The organism is Methylobacter sp. (assembly GCF_004322395.1).
Classification (GTDB): domain Bacteria; phylum Pseudomonadota; class Gammaproteobacteria; order Methylococcales; family Methylomonadaceae; genus Methylobacter_A.
In genome coordinates this window covers 22,411-42,683 of record NZ_SCTW01000049.1, presented here as the reverse complement: position 1 = coordinate 42,683, position 20,273 = coordinate 22,411, and the positions used below count along the sequence as shown (strand labels likewise).

The following is a 20,273-nucleotide window of genomic DNA, read 5'->3' as shown; positions in this document are numbered from 1 at the left end:
CCGATTACGCTGGCTACACAGGAGCAAACTGGCTTTCCAAATCCCCTTGCTTATCAATAGGCAGTGCAACGGTAAGATGAATTTGTCCGGCAAATTCTTGCTCGATAATTTGCCCATTCAGTTTTTTCAACGCGTACTCAAAAGCCTGAAATTTTTCATAATCCAGCGTGAAATGGAGTGTTGTCATTTCAATGTAAGGTTGCAATGCCGCTACATCGATCACCTGTTTCGCCATTTGGCCATAAGCTCTGGTAAGCCCGCCTGCTCCCAGCTTGACGCCACCGAAATAGCGGATCACAACAATCAACGCATTAATGAGATTTTTGCCTTCAATGTATTGAAAGATCGGCTTTCCCGCTGTTCCTGTTGGCTCGCCAGCATCATGGAACCGGTAAATAATGCCTTCATTGGTTTTGATACGGTAGGCAAAAGCAATATGATTCGCGTGCGGATGTTCGGCCTGTACTGTTTTTAATTGCCGCCAAACGGCTTGTTCACTGGTGCAGGGATAAATTACGCTGATAAATCGCGATTTTTTTATGATTTCTTCGAATCGATAGGATTCCGTAACATAAAGCATTTTGATTCTTTCAATTAAGTTTGCGGCGCGAGCCTGTCCCTGTTGCTCATGTTCGACGATCAGGCGGCCGATTGCCAGTAGCATTGCACCATCACGCTATTGACCGCTGGCTGGGAGGTTGACAGTTTCAGTGTTTTCAATGCCCTGCATCATTGTTTTTATGTTCGGAAACGTTTTTCTTGAGTGACAAAATCAAAGTCATCGGCTGGCTCGGCGATGCAACAAATCCATGATGCTCGTAAAAAGCTTTTGCCTCACCTGAAAGCGCATGAACCAGAAGCCCTCGTATGCCGAGAATGTCGCTCGCGTGTATTGTGCGCAGCACGGCGTCTTGCAACAGGGCGACCCCCAGTCCTCGGCCTTGGCAGGATTTGTCGATAGCAAGACGCCCTAAAATAGCTATAGGCACGAGATCGGGCATATTGCGGCGAACCGGGGCAGGCGCATCGTTCAAAGCCAACGCGCCGGGGGCAAGACATTAATAACCGACCACCTTGGCGCCTTCGGCGACAACATAGGTGCGTGACGCTCCGCTAATCCGGTTAAGGCGTGCGCGCCGCTTGAGCCAGTCATCCAGGCTGTCGACTCCGCAGGTAAAATCGTCAAGCCTATGTTCCGCCACTAGCGGAGCAGGGGCGGAGAGCATTAATCCTGCCAAGGTTTTGCGGCAGACATCAACCGTTCAAACCCTTCCCCACTCGGAGGCTGGTCAAGAACCTCAAGGAAGTAGTCATAAGTTTTTGGGTCTACTCGCACCAGCGTTTGATCGAGCAAGGATTCTTCTGCGGCGCGACGCGCAGCATCAATCATAAAATCGGAACGCGTCTTACCCTGAGCCTTTGCCGCTCTGTCAATCAACGAACGGATGTCGCTACGCACGCGTAAATTGACTGCATGGGTTTGCGTGTCGGTTATTGCTTGTTTGTTGGGCATGGCAATCTCTTTGATGATATTAAGTTGTTGATCCTAGCATAATAGATACACGCTGTGTATCTATTCACATAGAAAATCGCGGCACTTATTTTCCAACGTATCAAAAAACAATAATGACTCAATCCGCGGCTAAATCGATTTACATCAATACCTAGAATATCGGCAATCAAGCCTTCCGCCTGCCGTTCCATAGCAATGATGTCGCGGGCCACTTCTTCCATGCTGCGCAACGGCTTGTGGCGGTAGAAATATTTATTGAAACTGATCTCGTAGCCGTTTTTGGTGGAATCGAGGTTAATCCAGGCTTCTTCGACATGCGGCCTGACTTCCGCTGGGAAATATGAATTGTCGCTCAGCGGCACCGACTCGCTGTCGCGCAGGCCGACATGCTGTCGTAGATCAAGTATTTGCCTTTATTTACCGATCGGTCGAGTAATAGTCGAAATACAGCAGCAGATTTAAAACTTCGCCGAACCAAATGACTGAACCGATTCGTCGTTATATGTATCGATACTGTCTGGAACCACGAAAAAGCATCAATTCTTAGCAGTAACCATTCGCGATTATTGTTGGGAGTTTTTTCAACGTCCACAATGCTCTTCCGCTCTGATCGGAATCAACTCCAAAGGTACATTGTGGCTATATATATGTTGTTGCCGGAATGAGCTTCGTTGATCTCGTATAACTGAAATAAGGTTCTTAAACGGCTCGGATAATAAATTTGAATCTAATAGCCGAAGCAAATAGCCAGCCGCTTCAGACTGGACATCAAAACCGATACAACTTGCATATTGGCTGTTCAGTAATGGTTGCCAGGAATTCGCGCTGGGGCCTAACCAGAATTTTGCAAAAGGTAAGGTCAGTGCAATTTCCAGCCCTTTTGGGTCCATGTCGCTGAAGACGACGACGGTTTTATCTTTTCCGAAACGCTGCAAAAAATCTCGGCAGGCCTCGGCCTTGGCGCCGCTTTTGTGATCGCCGCGATAGACCCATAGGGCTTGCCGGTCTGCCACTGGCAGTTGCCAAGCATGGCACAACGGCATGATGTCCAGGTTTTCGACGACTACGATAGTCCGGTGCTCGACTGTGTTAATACTGGAGTTTAGGCACAGCAGGCCAGCCGTCTTTATGCTTTCGGGATAAAGTTGTATTTGTTCATTATTAACGCGGACGATGCCGTCCGCGCTGTTCAATAACAGTTGGTCGTTGCCGGCTGGTTTGGCGGCCAGTTTTTCATTGGCGTGGTATTGGGCCATTTCCAAGCGGTCGTTCGGCAACTGCTCGACTATGAAAGGATCCAAGCCCAGTTCATCCATGACACGTTGGCGCAAATTCAGTTTGTCCTGCGCATTGAAAAACAAACGATTATTGCGGACATAGCCGCAGTGGTAATGCGCCTGTACTTGCCGGCCAATTTGACTTAAGGAGTGATCGGTAGTTTGATTCGGCTTGCCTCTAACCAATTTACTGATCCATTGATACATCTGCCTGTCCATGTCATGCAACCCGCTGCAACAGGATTTCTTCGATGACCTGGTTGCCGTTGAAACCTTCCAGATTTTCGCCTTGCATGTCCAACGCAATCGTGCGGCGCATGCGTTGCGGCAGGCAGCAATATTGCGCGAACACCATGTCCAGCCACAGCTCCGCTTTGATTGCCAAACCTTGCTCGCCCCAATAACACAGCGCCGAAACCTTGCGGCCGTGCTGTTCAAGGGCGCGCGCAAACAGGTTTTCGATATGGCTGTCGTACAGGTCTTGGCCGTATTCGATCTGGCCGGGAACCTCAGTGTCCAAAGGCGCTGCGGCACTATCCCTAGCCAGTGGCACGACGGGTTTGGACTGGCGCCGCAATTCCTGGACGATGGCGGCCAGATCGGTCTGTAACACTGGATTGGCGGTGTCGATGCCCGGCTGGAGTTTCAGGCCTGTGCCCCGGCGCAACAGGTCGGGAACGCCGGCGTCCCCGCTCCAGTCCAGAGGCTCCCATTCCGGATGTTGCCTTAAAAACTGGGCCATTGCCCGGCAGCGGTTGGCTGTTTGTTCCTGCAACCGCAATTTGAACAACAGCTCTTTCATGCGCCCGACGATGCCGGTCAGCCGTTCGACGATGCTTTTGTATTGATCGATGAAGCGGATGATTTTCCGGCTCAGTTCCGGCGGAATGTCGCTCCAGCTCAGCCAGTCGTAGCAGTCTGTTATCCTGACCTGGTTCAGTTCCTGCACCAGTTGCTGCGCATAGGCCAGCGCCCGCTGGTTCTGCCGGATTTTGCTGTTCAACGAACTGACAAAGCCGAATTGGCTGGTGATCGCCGCGAACATCACGCTCAGGCTGTTTTCCAGCGCTTCGATCGCTTCGTACAGCGTATCGTCGATCTGTTCCAGATGATAGTGGGCCTCGTCTTGGCTGTTCTGCTCCAGCGCCCGGCGGTAGTCCTCAATGTCCTGCTCGACGCTGACGATCATCTTGGCCATGTTGATGTTTTGCCGGTAACGCTGGTTGCGCAGCAACAGCCTGTCGATCAGGCGCTTCAGATCGCCGGTCAGGCGGTATTCATCACTGGTATCGGCGTTGCGCAAAATGCCGGATTTCTTCAGGCTGTCGATCGCGCCGCGGTTGTCGTCGTCGGCACACACCGTGCCGTTGATATAGGTTTGCGCCAACAGTTGATCGGCGCCGGCCAGCTTGCGGATTAATCCTGCGATTTGTTCGTGGTCGAAGCTCATAAAAACAGTTCCTGCTGTTCGCCGTCTTCGCCGCCGGCCGTATGCTGGTCCAGTTCCAGGTTTTCTGCGTCGTTCAAAAAGGCGATGATCCGATGCAGATAATTGATCTTTCCGGTGGCGATATAAACCGAGGCTTGCGCATTAGGCCGCGCCAGATAGCCCGATTGTTCCAGTTTTTGCAGCACCCAGGACAACTGCTCGGCAATCGTGGTTTTGCTGGTCTTGAACAGCGTCAACTGGGTCAGCCGGTTCAGTTGTTCCGACAGCGACGGCTCGTGCTCGATGACTTGTAACAGCTGGTGCAGGCGGATTTCGTCGCGAGCCCGGATCGGCATATCCTGACCCAGCGCGGTCATGACCATATCCATCCATTCGACCACCGGCCGCAATTGCGAACGGGTTTCGGAGAAAGCTTCCCTGATCGCCGCACGGTTGCTGTCGTCGACCACCGTGTAGGCGGCGTAATAGAGTTCGCCGTCCAGATTCAGCAGTTCCCGGTCCAACGGCTGCAAAAAAGCGTTGATCTTGTCCGCGTTGGCCGGCTGCGATAAATACTCGAAAGCGTCGGGGTAAGCGGTCGGACAGATGAAGTGGCCGCTGAGCAAGGCTTCGGCGACGTGCTTAAACATGGGCGGCCTCCTTGGGCAATGCGTTCAACAATTGATCCAGCTTGCTTTGCGGCAGTTCCACTTCGTGCAGCTTTTGCTGGTTCAGCAGATAGCGGCGATTGAACAGGCCCAGCACATGGCGGTCGGCAGTCGGTGTGGCCGACAAAATGTGGATGTTCTGCTTGGCTAACAGATTCATCATGGCTTCGATGTTTTCCGGGGCCAAGTCGCCCAATTCGTCGATAGGCCAGCAAACCACGGTCTGGCTTTGCTTGCGCAGCATCGCGGTGACGCCGGTGAAAAAGGTGATCAGGGCCAGATAGGACAGCCCCGTGGAACTAACGTCCTTCAGTTCCCTAGCGTTGCGGGCATGCTTGAGCTGGCCGTTTTCGAAGATGCTGAATTCAATATCGAACAACGCCAAATGCTTGATCTTGACGCCGGTGGCCGGCAGCAGGGCGGTCAGTTCGCCCATCGCCTGCACCAGCGCATCGGGAATATCCTCTTGGCCGCTCAACAAGGCGTTGTCGCGGTACTGGCCGTAGTGGTCGCCGAATTTCTTCAAAGCCTGCCAATATTCCAAGTCGCTCATCTTGGAACGGATGTTGACGGTAATCTCGCCCAGCGCGGCGAAATAACGTTCCTCGCTGACGTACTTGGACAGCTCCGTGCCGGTACTTTTGATTGCTCGGTCGAAGTTATGCAGGTGTAGGTAAAAGTTGTTGACGCTGGAAGCGTGCAATTCGATTTGCTGGGCCGTGGCCTGTTTGACATGGCCGACCATCTGCAACACATTGATCAAAGGTTGCTCGATCTCCAACGCTTCGGCCTGGAAAAACTCGCTGTGATGGGGTGAGGCGTTCTGGACCTGCGACCAGGCTTCGGCCAATTGGCTGCGTTGGTGCTTGTTAAAGAACTGAACCAGGGCCTGCCTGCCGCTTTGAATGTCGCGTTCCTGGCGCTTGCGCGCTTTCAGGGTGTCCTGCGTCAGGCGCGGCAGCGTACCGGGCGCGTATTCGGGCTGGTCTTCCGCGCAGACCGGCGGGCAGCTTCGCAATTGATCGGTACATTGTTCCAATTGTGCCAACAGGCTGTTGTTCTTCTTCAGTAGCTCTTCCTGGACGCCGATTTGTTGATTCAACTGCGCCCGTCGCCGTTGAAAATCCTGTTTCAACCGGTCGATCTCGTCTTGCAACTGCTGAATTCGACGCTGGCAGTCGTCGCGTTGCCGGCAGAGCTCCGGATGTTGTTGCCAGCGATTTTGCAGCCAGTCTTGGTAGTCTTCGGCTTTGCGTTGAAAGCCCCGCGCTTCGCGTTCCAGACGTTCGGCTTCCTTGAGCTTGACGGTTAGAGTAACGACAGTATCGTCGGTGCCGCTGGCCTTTAAATCGCTTTTCAGTTGTTGCTCAATGCGCCGTTGTTCCTGCTTGAATTGCGCGGTATCGGCTTCGATGTGCTCGGCTATCGTCTCCAGCAAGTTTTTGCAGTCGGATTCGATGATGCCATTGTGCGCCAGGTGTTCGTCATGTAAGGCCTTTAGCGCTTGCCGGTGTTCGGTTTCGATACTCGCCAGGGCTTGGTCGCAGGCTTTGACATCGGCGGACAATCGGTTAATTTCCTGTTCCAGCTGCTGCCTGGCTTTTTCGGTTTCAGCCTTGATCTGGTCGGCCAGCACATTGGCTTCGTTGCGCAATGTTTCCTCCTGATGCTCGGCCTGCTTCACGCGTTGTTGAGCCGCGTCCATTGCCGACTTGGCTTGCTCGCGCAGTTTATTGGCGGCTTGCAAGCCGGCTTCCAGCCCTTCGCATTCTTTGCTGAGTTTAGTTACCTGCTCGAACAGGGCTTTTTCCTGTTGCTCCAGCCGGGCCTTGTCGGCAGTCGGATAACTGCGGTCGGCCAAAGCCTCTAGGTTGATGTTAAGGCCGTAAAAGTCGTTGCTCGGCTGGCCGTACCAGTGCGGATTCAGGCCGGTATGGTCCAACAGTTCCGGCGCGATGACCCGGCCTATGTTTTGCTGCCAGCCGTCGGCTTCCTGTTCCAGGAAATGTTGCAGCGAGCCGGGTTCCGGCCGCAGGCGTTTTTGGCAGTCGGCATGAAGCTCCCGGCTGCGTTTCAGTTCGATTTTTTTGTCCTTGAGCTCCTGTTCGGTTTGCTGGAAATGGCTCAATGTCTGTTGGTAATCGCTTTGCGCTTTGGCCTGGACTTGATAAGCCTGTTTGGAGGCTGTGCCGGTGGCTTCCAAAGCTTCCCGGTTTTTCTGCTGTTGTTCGATCAACGCGGCCGGAACCGGCGGATTTTTCTGTTGGCTTTGTTTGATTTGGAACTCAGTCGAAAATTGCCCGCGTTGCTCTTTAACCGGATACAAGCGTGCTTCTTTGTCGTGAAGCAAGCGGTCCTTACGCTGCTGGAATTCGGCATCCGCTTCCCGTAAGTTTTGGCTTTGCCGCAGTTGCGAGTCGGAGCGCTGCTGTTGGTAGAGTTGGATTTGTTTTTCGTGCCGGTGCTGCAATTCGCTTAATTGTTTTTCGTAAAAACGTTTGATTTCCTGGGTTTTGTGTTCCAGCGCTTCGAGCTCGGCTTGAATGTCCTGCTGTTCTTTAGCGTATTGCTCCGCCTTGGCGGCTTTGATCGCAAAGCTTTCGGCGCCCTGCTCTTCAAAGTCCAGTTTTTTCGCTTCCAGCATTCCGATCTGGTGGCTTAAGTCTTTCAGGCGGCTGTTGGCTTCGATCAACGCATCTTCTTTGGGCTCCAACTGTTGTTTATGCGCTTGTTGCAATTGGTCGCGCTGCCGGCTTAACTCTTTGAGGCTGTTGTCCAGTGCTTCCGTTTCCTGTTGGCAGCTTTTGTATTGGCCTTGCGCCAAAAAATGCAGGTGGGACAAGGACTTCAGAGTTTGCTTCAGTTCCGCTATGGTTTGCAGCAAGCGGTCGAAATCGGCGCGCTTGACCTCGATTTCCCGCGCCGCGTTCAAATCAGCCAGCCAAGCGTCGATGTGCTGCTTGTTCAGCTGGAAGGGTTGTTGTTCGTCTTCGTTTTGCAGGAAGGCTTGGCTGAGTTTGCCGCGGGAAATATCGATCAGCATTTGCTTGATGACGTCGAAATCGCCGATTTTTTCGATCACCGAACCGATGACTTTTTCGATGTGGTTGATCGGCGATGAGGCCATCGCATAACGGTTTTGCAATAGGCGCAAGTCTTTCTTGACGCCGCTCAGTTGATGGCATTGGATGATGCTGCAATAGTCGTCGACCGCGACGAATTTGGAAACCTCCGCCGTGCTGCGGTAAAGCCGCTCTATACTCTGGCTGTCGCGCGGGTAGTCGTTTTCGTTGATGTAATAGTCCTGCCGGTACGGCGCATCGATGAACTTGTATTTGGCGGCGCGGCCGTCGCTTTGCACCATCACATGGCAAATCTGATGAGGCGGGCGCTGGTATTCGTAAACCAGATAACTGCTGGCGCGCGGCAGGTAATAATCCAGAAAGCCTTTTTTGCTGCCGCTGCCGCCGACGATGTTGCTGGGCCGTTCGCCCCAGAACAACTGCATCAACCGCAAAAACGTGGTTTTGCCGGCGCCATTGGTGCCGCTGAGGTTGGTATGGCCGTCCAGTTTCAGTAACACGGTTTTGCCGGGCCAAAAGCTATCGATCAGGATAATTTTTTTTAGTTGGTAACAATTTGGCATTGATTTCCTTGAGTGTAAAACAGCGTGCAATATTTACCAGTTTCAGTATTTATTTTTGCCACCCTAAAAATAAAGGTATTTATAGATCAATTAGATAGTAATTTTTAACTGGAAATCTTGACGCTGTTTGCTGGCAAATATTCGGCGCTGATTGACACGTATAACAGAAATTCGCCTGGAATCATTGGTTATTCCTAAAAAACAGTTCGGATAGATCAACATCACTTGTTCTGAGACCGTAGGAGTGCTGAGATACGAAGCGCATCAATTGCGAACGATGCGCTTTACTTTGTTCAAAGTATCTACAGACTAGAAAAAACAAAGTCATCAGGAATCTTGATTCCTATCTTCCAACGTATGCCAAACCTTCAGGATCACAATATCGTCATCATCAAGCCGATAACGCATGACATATCCTCGCTTTCCAAAAGGAATGGCAATTTCGCGGTCATGTCGGCCATCAAGTCGTCGGCCAAGGCCGGGATGATCGATAAGAATCGCCGCGCCTTTCTTCAAAGCTTCAGCGGCACGGCGGGCGGCTTCCGGGTTGTGGGGTTCGATAAACTGGCGCAGTCTTTGCACATCCGCCAAGGCGGTTTCCGACCATTTCAGCATCAACGTTCAGTCTCTGGCGCATGACCTTCTTGATCAGTCCCCCAAGTGTCGAGCCATGAAGCCATGGCGTCATGGCTTACAAATTTTCCGCTGCGCTTGTAGTCCGCCCAAGCCTCATCGGCTTCGCGGTTTCGTGTTTCTATGAATTCCTCCCTTTCAAGGTATTCACGGATCGCCTCACGCATTAACCAATGCGTAGAGCGCTGCCTAGCCGTACCCAAGGACTTGAGGCGGTCACGTATTTCTTCATCGAGCTTAACGCCTATAGTGATAGACATAGATTCATCTCCAATGGTTGCTACTGTCGCAACTATCATATACTAGAAACAACCGGATGTTTAAATCAAATTAAAGGGGCATTCCAAAGTGGGCAACAACTTGCGTAAGATGCATCCTACGCAAGGAAGCGCATCAATCGCGAACGATGGGCTTCACTTTGTTAAGCCTACTATGAGCTATATGTAATACTTGAATGGCAATGGAGGTAAGTCATTTTGTATAGGACCAGCAGTTAAAATTTCGCCTATTGTATCTGCGAATCGTAAAGTCACTGGCACCCCATCGCTATAAATGCATGTGTTGTAGTTCAACTTCGTTAGGGCGAGTACATCCGCCATCACTACATTGATGTCGGCTTCACCTCTAACAATTTCAATTGAAAGCGGATTAGGCACTTCTCTGCCAGGATAAGTCTGGAGTTTTGGTATAAAACCTTTAGTCCATAGATACCCTTTCCTCGGCGATTCTGCCCAAGCAAGTCCACGAGGTATGTTCGTTGCTCCTAACCGAAACAACTTTAGTGATTGATCTTCACGAATCCTTACGCAAGCTACACGACAATTTTCCGGCACAGTCTCTCGAAAGCCTTCCCATTCATCTAACGAGAAATGCGTCTTACCATGAATAAATAGCTCTGATGGGGAGTTTCCGCTATGGTACGCCCGGTAGGAATTTACTATCAGAGTCATAAGTTCGCGAGCTTTCTCGCGAGTCAAATGAAACTGCTTATTTGTAGGAGAATACCAAGGCCCAACAGCTCCCCGGAATACCACACCATCACCAGAGTCCAAAAACATCTGCGCACCACAGCAAGCGTTATTTTCATCGGCACCAAGTGCTTCTCTCTTAAAAACTATACCAACATAACATACACTAGGCCTTGGAGAACTTAACTTCCAAGGCTGTCCGCCGTTCTTAAAAAACACGGTGGTTGCCAAATTCCAAGCCAAAGTCGCAGGGTCTTGCAAAAGGCGAGCTGGCATTCCATTACTTTTAGTGAATTCATCTGGTGTTAGTGTAGTTTCTCTGATCACTTGGACAACAGCTTTATGTTGCAACAACCGAGCTTTGAGTTGATTGTGAAAATTTAATTCATATTGGTATATTTCTGCGGCGCGATTGTCTTCATCAAAAATTGAAGGTTGCATTAGCAGCCTTGTTGCAACCTTTTTATTCATTAACAGTTCTGATTGCTGTCGTTCGTCTTTCGTAACCTTTGATTGTGGCCTTCCTAAACGGTAGACCTCTTCAGGGATTACTGCTATCCAAAGATCAATGGATACCTCGCTTTCCCTTATAAAAGATGTTATTAAATTGGCGTAAAGTGATACCGCTTTATATATCGCTTGATGCCTGTCCTCCATGCAGATAGCTAGATGTAGTTCTTTCTGATCTACTAATAATTTTGCTGTTGGCTCTTCAGACCACTCAGACTGAAAAACTGCTTGGAATCCAGGAAAAATTGTATGGTTAGGATCGTTGGCTTTTTTTGGAGCAATCACTTTAGAAAGACGTTGCACCCATTTTCCGTAGCGTATAGCGCCATCTTTTGTTCCAATTAACCCTATCCGAATTCGTCCGCCTTTATGCGGATTAAAATAAGGACCATATAGAAGCAAACCGTCCTTGGGGTGTTCTAACTGCTGTTCGTAGCCGAAAGTCAGCGATGGCTCAGGTAACACTAAAAGTTTTCTTGCGTTACTCATTCGAGTTCATCCTCATTCTCAGTAGAAAAGTCGTCCAGCGAATCGTCAATGTTTTCTTCCAACTGAATTTCGTCTTCTTCGGTCAAATCCGCAAGATCGCTCAGTCCTCTTGGGGATTGGAAATTCATCGGTAACGCGCTGATCTCAATGGTGCGTTGTCCCCCAACTGGTAGGGAAATTGAGTTAGTTCTCTCCGAAATTAACGCTAGGAATGCTCGTAAGAAACCTCTCCAACGGTCATTCCACCAGCTCTTGCAGAATCGTCGACGTAACAAATGCATTCGAGTTGTTGATGCAACTAATTGCCCGTCTAAATCGGTAAAAACAATATGTGCAGTTAATTCTATTCTTTGAATATCGTTCAATACTGGATGAATGCTAATGGCGTAATGCCAGTTAACTTTGTACTTACTGCTGGTTCCAGTTAATTGTTTCTTTCGTCGTTTTCCATTAGCGTCCAGAAATTCAACTTTATCTTTGGGTAGAAAACCAGATGGTACGTACCAACTTAGTCGTTGGTTTGAAAGCTCATAACGTTTTAAGCCAAATTCTTCCATTTTTAAATCCCATGCTTGGCGCACGAGTGTGGCTATACGATTACGAGCATCAAATGTAGAGACTTTATTTGTTCCCCAAGTAACCCCATTTTTGATGAAGTTTGAAGTTTCGACAGCAGAATCAACTTCCAACGCTACAAAATCTTTGAACAGCTCCACTAAATCCTTCCTCGGGGCAAATCCAACTATTTGATCTTCGAATTCAAACCAAGGCAGTTTCCGTGTGCTATCTGTCATCGGAATTCGTCGAGCATCGCTAAGAATCCGTGCGGTTTCCAAGGCCAATGGCAGAGAAATAATCGGCAACCAGTTCGACTCAAGCGTTTCCTCATTGTCTACCCAGTCTATTGCGTGTTCTGTAATTGGTGACAACCACAATTTTGCGATTTGAGGGTCGGAAGACTCTGACTTATCAATATTAGAATCTGCCAATGTATCAAGAAGTTGATCAAGACCAAAGTGCCAGCCTCGATAAAAATCAATAACATTTTTCCGATGTATGGTGATGGGGAGCTTGCTGAAATCAAAATCATCTATACGAACGGGGATTAAAAAGCCTGGAATTTGTTTTTCTACCGTAACAGAGAGATCCCATTCATTACGGACACCATCTTTATTGTGGGAAACTTCTGAAACTATCGCGATCATTCGAATCGAGTGATTGCGAATGGCGTCCTCTATCTTATTCCAAAAATAATCACCCCCTTTTAACCGGTCTAAGTCATACCAAACACTGTATCCTGCAAGTGTAAGCTTTCCAGCGAGCCAACGAGTAAACTCATTATCTTCCGGAGTAGCGTGGCTAAGGAATATACAATTTCGAACATTTTTAACTTGGCTCACCTAATCTCCCTCTCATTCTCCATAGGTATCTACATAACTTTTTTATTTCATAAATACAATGGATTGCAAATTTACATTACCCCTTCTCCTGTTAGAAATAGAGTACTTGATAGATACCTACGCTCAGGAGAGCCTTGTCGAATCATGAGCGGAAATAATTTGTCAGCGCATCCCTAATAGTTTTCCCCCGTCATACAGTTCCTCTGGGAAATTGAAACTCCACTCGATAGTGCGAATCATCAGCAGCTACACCTTTCAGACGGTGTCTGCATCCTTCTTCCTGCTCATGAACCACTCGGTCAATTCGCGGGTATCACCCAAACCGCAGAGACGGCGGTCGATAGCATCCTGGTTGCCCCAGACCACCTCGGCCCAGTCGCCGCCAGCTACGCGTGACTCGATGTCCTTGCAGTAAAGTCCCTTATCGCGCTGGACGTAGAACCCGTAGGTGCGGCAAGCTGCCGGGCGATGGGCATAGACCCTGCAGGCCCCAGCCGACCGATCCAACATCGGACAGACTATGGGGCGCGATGACTGCTCGGCTAATGCAGCGATGCCCTGGCCTATTTCCTGAAACTGCTCCTGCGGCAATGCAGCCAGCCCCTCCCGCAACAAATCCCATTCCGCCTTGATGAGCAATGGTATTTCGGCGAGTTTTCGGCAACACCCGTCGCACCCCAGACCGCACAACCAATCGGGATTGTTGCCCCGGATCAGTTGTACGCGCGCTTCAATATCGGCATGGATTTGTGCAACTGTACTCATCCGGTATTGTCGGATCTCATAATTTATGGCTTAACACCATTTATAAAAATCAAAAGGTTACACAAATTATGAGGTTAGGCTTTTGGTTAAAAATCTCATAATTAAAGGTAAAAATCTAACGAAATCTCACAATTTATGAAATCTGGACCGGCAAGGATCGGCCAAGAGCGACTAATCAATAATTTCGGACTAATGGCAGGTGAAAGCTTAAAAACCGCCATTAAACGGATGCTAACTGGCCCGACGTCAAGGGCTTCATGCGCCGAGCAGGCAAACTATGCCGGTTCCTTATAAAATGGCTTCCTAGTTGGTCGCGCTATTCCTGCATCTCTGATAAATCCAATTCCTGTTCCATTTGTAAAGACTGTGCCTTTGCTCCTGAAAGCTATTTGCCTTGGCCACGAAAGAGGGACAGGATGAATTTCCTGAGTGTGAAGCAGTATGTCAGTGTGTTCTTCGCGTTCATCTGGGGCGACAACACGATATCGAGTATATTCCCCTTCACTACAATCAAGCACCGCATAGTTGATTCTGTAGCGATTCGTCGGACGGTTCTTTGCAACCTCCGCAAATGCCTCATGAATAATTCCAGAGTGTTCGGCACGCTGAACAAACAAGTTTGCGTGGCACTTGAGAATCTGATGCTGATTGAATGAAGCGATATCTTGTTCTTTGCACACGTCTACCATGCCTCGATTATGCGGAACACTATAAACATAACCATCATACCCAAGGCACAAAAGTTTCGGGCTGAGAGGAAGCAGGATAATGGCACCCGCAGAACCCACCCCGAATGAGCGTCCTTGGGTTCGCTTGTCAGTTTGCCACCATCTATTTGTGAGAACGGCAGGGTCATCAGAAGTAAAGAAAGGAATTTGCGTTTTGTTTCTGATGAGGCAGATTTTCAAGTCGTCAATTGCGTGCATTACTTTTGCAAATTGACGCATAGCGATAATTACGGCATCTTTAATACTGAGTTGAAAAACAGGGTCTGTAACTCCTGTCACATCACCCATAGATGCTAGCATTTCTACTGACTTCTTTGCGGCGGCTTCTGTTCTCAGATATTGAAATAACCAAAACATCCGCAATATGGTCCGGTGTTCATCAGTCAATGTGTAGCCAGGTCTCAGGATGTCGCGTAATGCAGTTGCATATCCGACTTCAACGGATTGGATTGCCCTCTCAAGCAAATCATCTTGTCCATAAAAATAGTCTCTGGAGCACTGATTCTTAACCGGCGCAAGCTCTATGAATTTTTCTTTATCGATGTTATAGAGGTTGATAGCGACTCCCTCCTCATCAATAGTGAATGGCCTAAGATAGCACCGAGGCACGAAATGTTGATTCTTGTTTATTGCCATTAGCTCTGCAATTTGGCTCCAATAAAGTCTGACAGCAAGTAGACGGTTTCTTTATATCATCCATGATCGACTCATTACAGGCAATACATCAGTGATTCCCCTGTAAATGCTCTTCCTGTATCGGCTAATATAGGGTTTACATGCTCTATCGACCGGCTGTTGTTCGATACTAACCAGCCGTCCACGCACTTGCGGTGAAGGGCAGCTCAGGGTCGATAGCAAATGTTCACTGTCTGTCGGGTCTCTACTTCCTAAGTTTCTGTATCTAAGCCCGCTCCATTCCTGCCCAAAGTGATAACTGTCCGTTTTGTGCAAACCGTGGTTGGATTCAGCGTGGTTGGCACTGGCCGAATTCCGGTCGCAAAACCGCGACCAATTCCGATATGATTGCGCCAGTAGAGAAGCAGTTGTGTGAATTATCGCAATCGACCCACAACAGACAGTCAAAATATACAGAGTAAGACTGCTATAAGAACTAAGTCAGCCATTGAGAGATATTGATAATCTTTACTGTTGTTTGCTGCACAAAAAACTTGAACAGTTTTTTAATTACCAAGTCCGCCTACTTTCCGATTTAATTATAATTAGGTAACTGCGCGTATTGTATTTAAATCGGAATACTATATTTTGACCATTAATCTGAAGTGTATGAGTTAGCAATCTTAAGCTGAATAGTACTTGTGTATTTTAAATGTTTTAGAAAATCAATATCTTTCAGAGCCAATAGAAACTGATATTCGATTTCACTAACGAGGACGAATGTGGAGGTGCACATGCACATGACGCAACCCGCTCAAACTGAATTGGTAGGCGATCTAGCTCGTGACTTGGTAGCCCAAATTGCTCCTCAGGAGCTCCACTCTTCCGACCTATTAAAGAAGCGTATTTTAAAGATCCGGAAAAGACACTTCAACGTCATACAGCTAAAGATGAGATGCTGGGCTTTGGAGTCGCTGAAGCAGCGATGTTGATCACTCCAATAGTCCTAGGAGTAGTTACGGAAGTGGTAAAGTATATCGGTGAACAACTCCTGCAAACAATAAAGCAAGAAGGGGCAACGTTAACAACCGAAGCCCTGAAGAAACTGTTTAAAAAGTTTCGCACACTTGCCAATGAAAATGAGGTGCTATTGCTTTCCACTGCAGTATAGGCAATGCTTAGAGATGTCTCAACAACAATAACGTGTATTAGTTCAGACTTAACCAGACAGACACCTCTAAAAACCAGTAACTGTCAGATTAGGTTTGAACTACTACAGACGCTACTGAACGAGAAAGAACCGGGCAAGCACCTGTTTTCGATAAATTGCTGTGATGGAATCGGGAGTCGGCATGCAGTATGAATACCATTTTCAGAGTCTAATTTTTTAGGGAGCCTATTTGCGGCTGCAAAAGAGATTTCGAACCTAGCCCAGCTTGTCGAAGAGGATTTCAACACTGTGTATTGTCGATCCGGATTCAACTTCTGTCTTCTCTTGCTGCTCGCCGGCGCGCTCACGGCGGCGGCAGGTTGCCGCCACGTCGAGGATCGACAAACGCCGGCGCTGGCCTGGTACGTCTTCAACGAACCCTCCGGCGCCTTTCTCGAGGCTGCCAAAGACTGTACCGAACGGTCCGCCGGCCGCTACCGCATTGTGCTGACGCCGTTACCCCCCGATGCCGACCCGCAGCGGGAACAGTTGGTGCGCCGTTTGGCTGCCAAAGACGCGGACATCGATATTATCGGCATGGACGTGATCTGGACGTCCGAATTCGCCGAAGCGGGCTGGGTGTTGCCCTGGCCCGAATTATCGGCCAAGCAGGTTACCTCGGGGCGTTTGCCGGTTACAGTGGCCAGCGCCACGTACCGGGATCGGCTGTGGGCGGCGCCGTTCACCAGCAACGCGCAATTGCTCTGGTACCGTCGCGACCGAGTAAACAAGCCCCCAGCCACCTGGGACGAGCTGATCGAGCAGGCGGAAGCTTTGGGCAAAGCGGGTACTTTTCAAATCCAGGGGCAACGCTATGAAGGGCTAACCGTATTCTTTGTCTCGCTGCTGGCTTCGGCCGGCGGCTCGATCCTCGATACGGCCGGCAACGCCGTGGCCCTGGATCGGCCGTCCACCGTTGCGACGCTGGCGTTGATGAAACGGTTGGCGCAGTCACCGGCAGCCGACATCGCGCTGGATACGGCAAGAGAGGACCAAGCGCGGATGGCGTTTGAAACCGGGCAACCGGTGTTTATGGTCAATTATTCTTACGTCTGGCACAGCGCACAGCGGAACGCGCCGAAGGTAGCGTCCGAGATGGCGGTCGCACGCTGGCCGGCCGTTTATCGCGACAGGCCCAGCCGGGTTGCGGCCGGCGGTCTCAACCTCGGCATTGGGGCCTTTAGCCGTCATCCGCAGCTTGCTTTTGCGGCGGCCGAATGTTTGGCTTCGAAGACCAATCAAATCCGCGCCGCAGTTAAAAGCGGCTTGCCGCCGACCCTGGAAGCGCTTTACGACGATCCCGAGGTCCGCCGCCGATTTCCGTTCGCCGATGTGCTGCGCGAAACGCTGCGCGATGCGACATTGCGGCCCAAGACGCCGGCGTATAACGATATTTCCCTGGCCGTCGGCCGCACGCTGCATCCCTTGCATGCGATCGATCCCGAAAAGGACGCGGTGAATCTGCACCAGGCCATCACCCGGGCGCTGCATTCGGAAGGGCTATTATGAACCGGCTGCAGCGCGCCGAGCACCGGCTGGGGTGGCTGCTCTGTGCGCCGGCAGCTGCCGCGATGCTATTGGTTACGGCCTATCCTATCCTTTATGCGCTTTGGCTCTCGTTGTTCCGCTACGACTTGCGCTTTCCGGAGCACCGAAAATTCGTCGGTTTCTCCAATTATACGGAAGTGCTGACTTCGGAAGTCTGGTGGCAGGCCATGACCAATACGCTGGTCATCACGGCCATATCGGTCGCGTTCGAATTGATTCTTGGACTCGCACTGGCGCTGTTGATGCACAAGGCCGCCTGGGGCCGGCGCACGGTGCGCACCGCTGTCTTGATCCCTTATGCGATCATCACGGTAGTCGCCGCCTTGGCCTGGAAATTCGCCTTCGATCCGATTACCGGCTTCGTGAATGCCCTGCTCGATCTCGAAATATCCTGGTTCACGCAACGCGGGCCGGCATTATTTGTGATCATCTTTACCGAAATCTGGAAAACCGCGCCGTTCATGGCCCTGTTGTTGCTGGCCGGCCTGACCCTGATTCCGGACGATTTGATCAAGGCGGCGCGGGTAGACGGCGCTAACGCGTGGCAGCGGTTCAGCAAAGTTACCCTGCCTTTGATGATGCCGACGATCGGGGTCGCGCTATTGTTCCGCACCCTGGACGCCCTCCGCATTTTCGACTCGGTCTATGTCCAGACACGCGGCGCGCAGGACACCGAAACGGTCTCGATCGTCGCCTACAATACGCTGATCGTGCGGCTCAATCTGGGCCTGGGTGCGGCGGTGGCGGTACTCATTTTTTGCACCATGATGGCGATCGCTTTACTGTTCCTCAAAAGCTTCGGCCCCGCCTTCGCTCGCTCTCCTGGAGGGCGGCCATGAAGAAACCGGGCAATGGCAATACAATCGAATATCTGTTCTGGGTGGCTTCCAGCCTGGTCACGGTCTTCTATGCTGTGCTGCCGGTCATCTGGATCGTATCGCTGTCGCTGAAGCGTCCGGCTGACCTGAACGACCGCCGTTTTTTTCCAGTCGAAGTCAGTTTCGACAATTACCGGGCCGTATTCGCCGACATTCAGTTTCCGTCTGCGCTCTGGAATTCGGCCGGGATCGGACTGATCGCCACGCTACTGGCCGTCGTGCTGGCGACGTTCGCCGCTTATGCAATCGTGCGCCTCAGATTTCCGGGCAAAAATACGCTACTGGCCGGGGCGTTGGCAATAGCGATGTTTCCGGGGGTCGCGATTATCGGACCGCTGTTCGAGCTATGGCGGCTTCTGGGTTTGTTCGATACCTGGGCCGGACTGATCCTGCCTTACATGACGTTCACGCTGCCGCTGGCGATTTGGACGCTGTCGGCGTTCTTTCGGGAAATTCCGTGGGATTTGGATAAAGCTGCGCGTGTGGACGGCGCCACCCCGTTCCAGGCCTTCCGTTATGTGCTGGCGCCGTTGGCGGCGCCCGGCATGTTCACCTCGGCGATTCTGGTCTTCATTTTCGCCTGGAACGATTTTTTGTTCGCGGCCTCGCTCACGTCCACCAATGCCGCCCGCACCGTTCCCGCGGCAATCGCGTTTTTTACCGGCATTTCGCAGTACGAACAACCGACCGGCTCGATCGCCGCGGCGTCGGTCGTGGTGACCGTGCCGATCGTGATCATGGTCCTTTTGTTTCAGCGCCACATCGTGGCCGGACTGACGGCCGGCGCGGTCAAAGGCTAGGAGGAAAAAGATGGCCAAGATTGAGTTCAATCATGTCGGCAAACGCTTCCCGGACGGCACCGTGACATTGAAAGCCGCCAACTTTACCATTCGCGACGGCGAATTTTTTATTCTGGTCGGCCCGTCCGGCTGCGGCAAATCAACGCTGCTGAATATGATCGTCGGCTTGGAGGAGGTCAGTGAAGGCGAAATCCGCGTCGACGGCAGAGTCGTGAACGACCTCGATCCGAAAAACCGCAACATGGCGATGGTCTTTCAAAGCTACGCAATTTATCCGCACATGAGCGTGCGCGACAATATCGCCTTCCCGTTGCGGCTGGCCAAACTGCCGAATACCGAAATCGACCGCCGCGTGGACGAAGCGGCGGCAATTCTGGAGTTGACCCCATTGCTTGATCGCAAGCCGGCCACCCTATCGGGCGGCCAGCGCCAGCGTGTCGCGATGGGACGTGCCCTGGTTCGCGAACCGCAGGTGTTCCTGCTGGACGAACCGCTCTCCAATCTGGATGCCCGTTTGCGCGTGCAGATGCGCAACGAGATAGCCCGGCTGCAGAAGCGGCTCGGTACGACTATGGTTTATGTGACGCACGACCAGACCGAAGCGATGACGCTGGGCGACCGGGTCGCGGTGATGAACCGGGGAGAATTGCAGCAAATCGGCATACCCCAAGCGCTCTATCATCATCCGGCCAATCTGTTCGTGGCCGGCTTCATCGGCTCGCCGGCCATGAATCTGCTGCCGGCGGCAATCGCCGGACCAAAGCTGCATTTGCCCATCGGTGCCGTCGATTGGCCCGAAACGATCAAAGACGGCGCTTATGGCGTTGCCGGCATTCGTCCGGAACATTTCCGGCTGGCCGCATCCGTCAGCGCCATGCCCGATACGATCATTTGGAATACCTCCGTGGAGCGGCTCGAATGGCTGGGCGCCGAACTGTATGTCTATTGCGAGATCCGGCTTCCAGAGGAATGGCGGAATCATCCCTGGCCGGAAGCACTCCGCGAAAGAATCGGCTCCGACGGCGCGTTAAGCCTGATCGCCCGCCTCGATCCCTCCCTGCCGATCCGGCAAGGGGAAAAGCTGGCGCTGCAGTGCGACAGACGAAATATCCAGCTGTTCAGTATCGAAACCACGAAAAATCTCGGTCTGTCCGATGAGGCGCAAGCCCGGCGATAACGCCCCGCCGATCTGATCG

At 51.2% G+C, this 20,273-nt stretch carries 20 protein-coding genes; 5 read left to right on the top strand and 15 right to left on the bottom strand.

Features of this window, described 5'->3' with window-relative positions:
* Positions 1–13: 13 nt before the first annotated feature.
* From EPO18_RS07070 to EPO18_RS07000, 15 genes are all read right to left on the bottom strand, one after another.
* A complete protein-coding gene (locus EPO18_RS07070) occupies positions 14–664 on the bottom strand; it encodes an IMPACT family protein (RefSeq protein WP_363331483.1) in 651 nt (216 codons plus the stop codon).
* 52 nt (positions 665–716) lie between these two features.
* On the bottom strand, positions 717–1,034 hold the full coding sequence (locus tag EPO18_RS07065; RefSeq protein ID WP_292432451.1) for a GNAT family N-acetyltransferase: 318 nt from the start codon (positions 1,032–1,034) through the stop codon (positions 717–719).
* Between the two features lie 24 nt (positions 1,035–1,058).
* On the bottom strand, positions 1,059–1,226 hold the full coding sequence (locus EPO18_RS07060; protein ID WP_292432450.1) for a hypothetical protein: 168 nt from the start codon (positions 1,224–1,226) through the stop codon (positions 1,059–1,061).
* Positions 1,226–1,513, bottom strand: coding sequence for a type II toxin-antitoxin system TacA family antitoxin (locus EPO18_RS07055; protein WP_292432449.1), 288 nt, complete (start codon positions 1,511–1,513; stop codon positions 1,226–1,228). The genes EPO18_RS07060 and EPO18_RS07055 overlap by 1 nt, the downstream gene beginning before the upstream one ends.
* On the bottom strand, positions 1,492–1,875 hold the full coding sequence (locus EPO18_RS07050) for a hypothetical protein (RefSeq protein ID WP_292432447.1): 384 nt from the start codon (positions 1,873–1,875) through the stop codon (positions 1,492–1,494). The genes EPO18_RS07055 and EPO18_RS07050 overlap by 22 nt, the downstream gene beginning before the upstream one ends.
* 219 nt (positions 1,876–2,094) lie before the next feature.
* Positions 2,095–2,997, bottom strand: a complete 903-nt coding sequence (locus tag EPO18_RS07045; RefSeq protein WP_292432446.1) for a DUF7281 domain-containing protein — start codon at positions 2,995–2,997, stop codon at positions 2,095–2,097.
* 13 nt (positions 2,998–3,010) lie between these two features.
* Positions 3,011–4,240, bottom strand: coding sequence for a hypothetical protein (locus EPO18_RS07040; protein ID WP_292432444.1), 1,230 nt, complete (start codon positions 4,238–4,240; stop codon positions 3,011–3,013).
* Positions 4,237–4,869 carry a condensin complex protein MksE gene (locus tag EPO18_RS07035; protein WP_292432442.1) on the bottom strand — a complete coding sequence of 211 codons (633 nt, stop codon included), beginning with the start codon at positions 4,867–4,869 and terminating at the stop codon, positions 4,237–4,239. Before EPO18_RS07035 ends, EPO18_RS07040 begins: the two co-directional genes overlap by 4 nt.
* On the bottom strand, positions 4,862–8,533 hold the full coding sequence (locus tag EPO18_RS07030) for an ATP-binding protein (RefSeq protein ID WP_292432441.1): 3,672 nt from the start codon (positions 8,531–8,533) through the stop codon (positions 4,862–4,864). The genes EPO18_RS07035 and EPO18_RS07030 overlap by 8 nt, the downstream gene beginning before the upstream one ends.
* 327 nt (positions 8,534–8,860) lie before the next feature.
* Positions 8,861–9,148: a type II toxin-antitoxin system RelE/ParE family toxin gene (locus EPO18_RS07025; RefSeq protein ID WP_292432439.1), complete on the bottom strand. Its 288-nt coding sequence runs from the start codon at positions 9,146–9,148 to the stop codon at positions 8,861–8,863.
* The gene (locus tag EPO18_RS07020) at positions 9,148–9,426 is read right to left on the bottom strand and encodes a CopG family ribbon-helix-helix protein (protein ID WP_292432437.1); all 279 of its coding nucleotides are present in this window, start codon (positions 9,424–9,426) and stop codon (positions 9,148–9,150) included. The genes EPO18_RS07025 and EPO18_RS07020 overlap by 1 nt, the downstream gene beginning before the upstream one ends.
* A gap of 177 nt (positions 9,427–9,603) precedes the next feature.
* The gene (locus tag EPO18_RS07015) at positions 9,604–11,133 is read right to left on the bottom strand and encodes an argonaute/piwi family protein (protein ID WP_292432435.1); all 1,530 of its coding nucleotides are present in this window, start codon (positions 11,131–11,133) and stop codon (positions 9,604–9,606) included.
* Positions 11,130–12,533 carry a toll/interleukin-1 receptor domain-containing protein gene (locus tag EPO18_RS07010; RefSeq protein ID WP_292432433.1) on the bottom strand — a complete coding sequence of 468 codons (1,404 nt, stop codon included), beginning with the start codon at positions 12,531–12,533 and terminating at the stop codon, positions 11,130–11,132. The genes EPO18_RS07015 and EPO18_RS07010 overlap by 4 nt, the downstream gene beginning before the upstream one ends.
* 255 nt (positions 12,534–12,788) lie before the next feature.
* On the bottom strand, positions 12,789–13,298 hold the full coding sequence (locus EPO18_RS07005) for a YkgJ family cysteine cluster protein (RefSeq protein WP_292432431.1): 510 nt from the start codon (positions 13,296–13,298) through the stop codon (positions 12,789–12,791).
* Positions 13,299–13,573: 275 nt separating this feature from the next.
* A complete protein-coding gene (locus tag EPO18_RS07000; protein ID WP_292432430.1) occupies positions 13,574–14,662 on the bottom strand; it encodes a DUF4238 domain-containing protein in 1,089 nt (362 codons plus the stop codon).
* Positions 14,663–15,596: 934 nt separating this feature from the next.
* Here EPO18_RS07000 and EPO18_RS06995 point away from each other — a divergent pair.
* The 5 genes from EPO18_RS06995 to EPO18_RS06975 all read left to right on the top strand — a co-directional run bounded on the left by EPO18_RS06995 (position 15,597) and on the right by EPO18_RS06975 (position 20,254).
* On the top strand, positions 15,597–15,812 hold the full coding sequence (locus EPO18_RS06995) for a hypothetical protein (protein ID WP_292432428.1): 216 nt from the start codon (positions 15,597–15,599) through the stop codon (positions 15,810–15,812).
* A 288-nt stretch (positions 15,813–16,100) separates the two neighbouring features.
* Positions 16,101–17,360, top strand: coding sequence for an ABC transporter substrate-binding protein (locus EPO18_RS06990; protein ID WP_292432427.1), 1,260 nt, complete (start codon positions 16,101–16,103; stop codon positions 17,358–17,360).
* Positions 17,357–18,238: a carbohydrate ABC transporter permease gene (locus tag EPO18_RS06985; protein WP_292432426.1), complete on the top strand. Its 882-nt coding sequence runs from the start codon at positions 17,357–17,359 to the stop codon at positions 18,236–18,238. Before EPO18_RS06990 ends, EPO18_RS06985 begins: the two co-directional genes overlap by 4 nt.
* Positions 18,235–19,077, top strand: coding sequence for a carbohydrate ABC transporter permease (locus EPO18_RS06980; RefSeq protein WP_292432424.1), 843 nt, complete (start codon positions 18,235–18,237; stop codon positions 19,075–19,077). The genes EPO18_RS06985 and EPO18_RS06980 overlap by 4 nt, the downstream gene beginning before the upstream one ends.
* Positions 19,078–19,087: 10 nt before the next feature.
* The gene (locus tag EPO18_RS06975) at positions 19,088–20,254 is read left to right on the top strand and encodes an ABC transporter ATP-binding protein (RefSeq protein ID WP_292432423.1); all 1,167 of its coding nucleotides are present in this window, start codon (positions 19,088–19,090) and stop codon (positions 20,252–20,254) included.
* Positions 20,255–20,273: the final 19 nt, after the last annotated feature.

Excerpts from the sequence above, each read along its gene's own strand:
- EPO18_RS07070 (WP_363331483.1), bottom strand. The coding sequence starts at position 664 with ATGCTACTGGCAATCGGCCGCCTGATCGTCGAACATGAGCAACAGGGA.
- EPO18_RS07060 (WP_292432450.1), bottom strand. The coding sequence starts at position 1,226 with ATGCTCTCCGCCCCTGCTCCGCTAGTGGCGGAACATAGGCTTGACGAT.
- EPO18_RS07055 (WP_292432449.1), bottom strand. The coding sequence starts at position 1,513 with ATGCCCAACAAACAAGCAATAACCGACACGCAAACCCATGCAGTCAAT.
- EPO18_RS07045 (WP_292432446.1), bottom strand. The coding sequence starts at position 2,997 with ATGTATCAATGGATCAGTAAATTGGTTAGAGGCAAGCCGAATCAAACT.
- EPO18_RS07040 (WP_292432444.1), bottom strand. The coding sequence starts at position 4,240 with ATGAGCTTCGACCACGAACAAATCGCAGGATTAATCCGCAAGCTGGCC.
- EPO18_RS07035 (WP_292432442.1), bottom strand. The coding sequence starts at position 4,869 with ATGTTTAAGCACGTCGCCGAAGCCTTGCTCAGCGGCCACTTCATCTGT.
- EPO18_RS07030 (WP_292432441.1), bottom strand. The coding sequence starts at position 8,533 with ATGCCAAATTGTTACCAACTAAAAAAAATTATCCTGATCGATAGCTTT.
- EPO18_RS07025 (WP_292432439.1), bottom strand. The coding sequence starts at position 9,148 with ATGCTGAAATGGTCGGAAACCGCCTTGGCGGATGTGCAAAGACTGCGC.
- EPO18_RS07020 (WP_292432437.1), bottom strand. The coding sequence starts at position 9,426 with ATGTCTATCACTATAGGCGTTAAGCTCGATGAAGAAATACGTGACCGC.
- EPO18_RS07015 (WP_292432435.1), bottom strand. The coding sequence starts at position 11,133 with ATGAGTAACGCAAGAAAACTTTTAGTGTTACCTGAGCCATCGCTGACT.
- EPO18_RS07005 (WP_292432431.1), bottom strand. The coding sequence starts at position 13,298 with ATGAGTACAGTTGCACAAATCCATGCCGATATTGAAGCGCGCGTACAA.
- EPO18_RS07000 (WP_292432430.1), bottom strand. The coding sequence starts at position 14,662 with ATGGCAATAAACAAGAATCAACATTTCGTGCCTCGGTGCTATCTTAGG.
- EPO18_RS06995 (WP_292432428.1), top strand. The coding sequence starts at position 15,597 with ATGCTGGGCTTTGGAGTCGCTGAAGCAGCGATGTTGATCACTCCAATA.
- EPO18_RS06985 (WP_292432426.1), top strand. The coding sequence starts at position 17,357 with ATGAACCGGCTGCAGCGCGCCGAGCACCGGCTGGGGTGGCTGCTCTGT.
- EPO18_RS06980 (WP_292432424.1), top strand. The coding sequence starts at position 18,235 with ATGAAGAAACCGGGCAATGGCAATACAATCGAATATCTGTTCTGGGTG.
- EPO18_RS06975 (WP_292432423.1), top strand. The coding sequence starts at position 19,088 with ATGGCCAAGATTGAGTTCAATCATGTCGGCAAACGCTTCCCGGACGGC.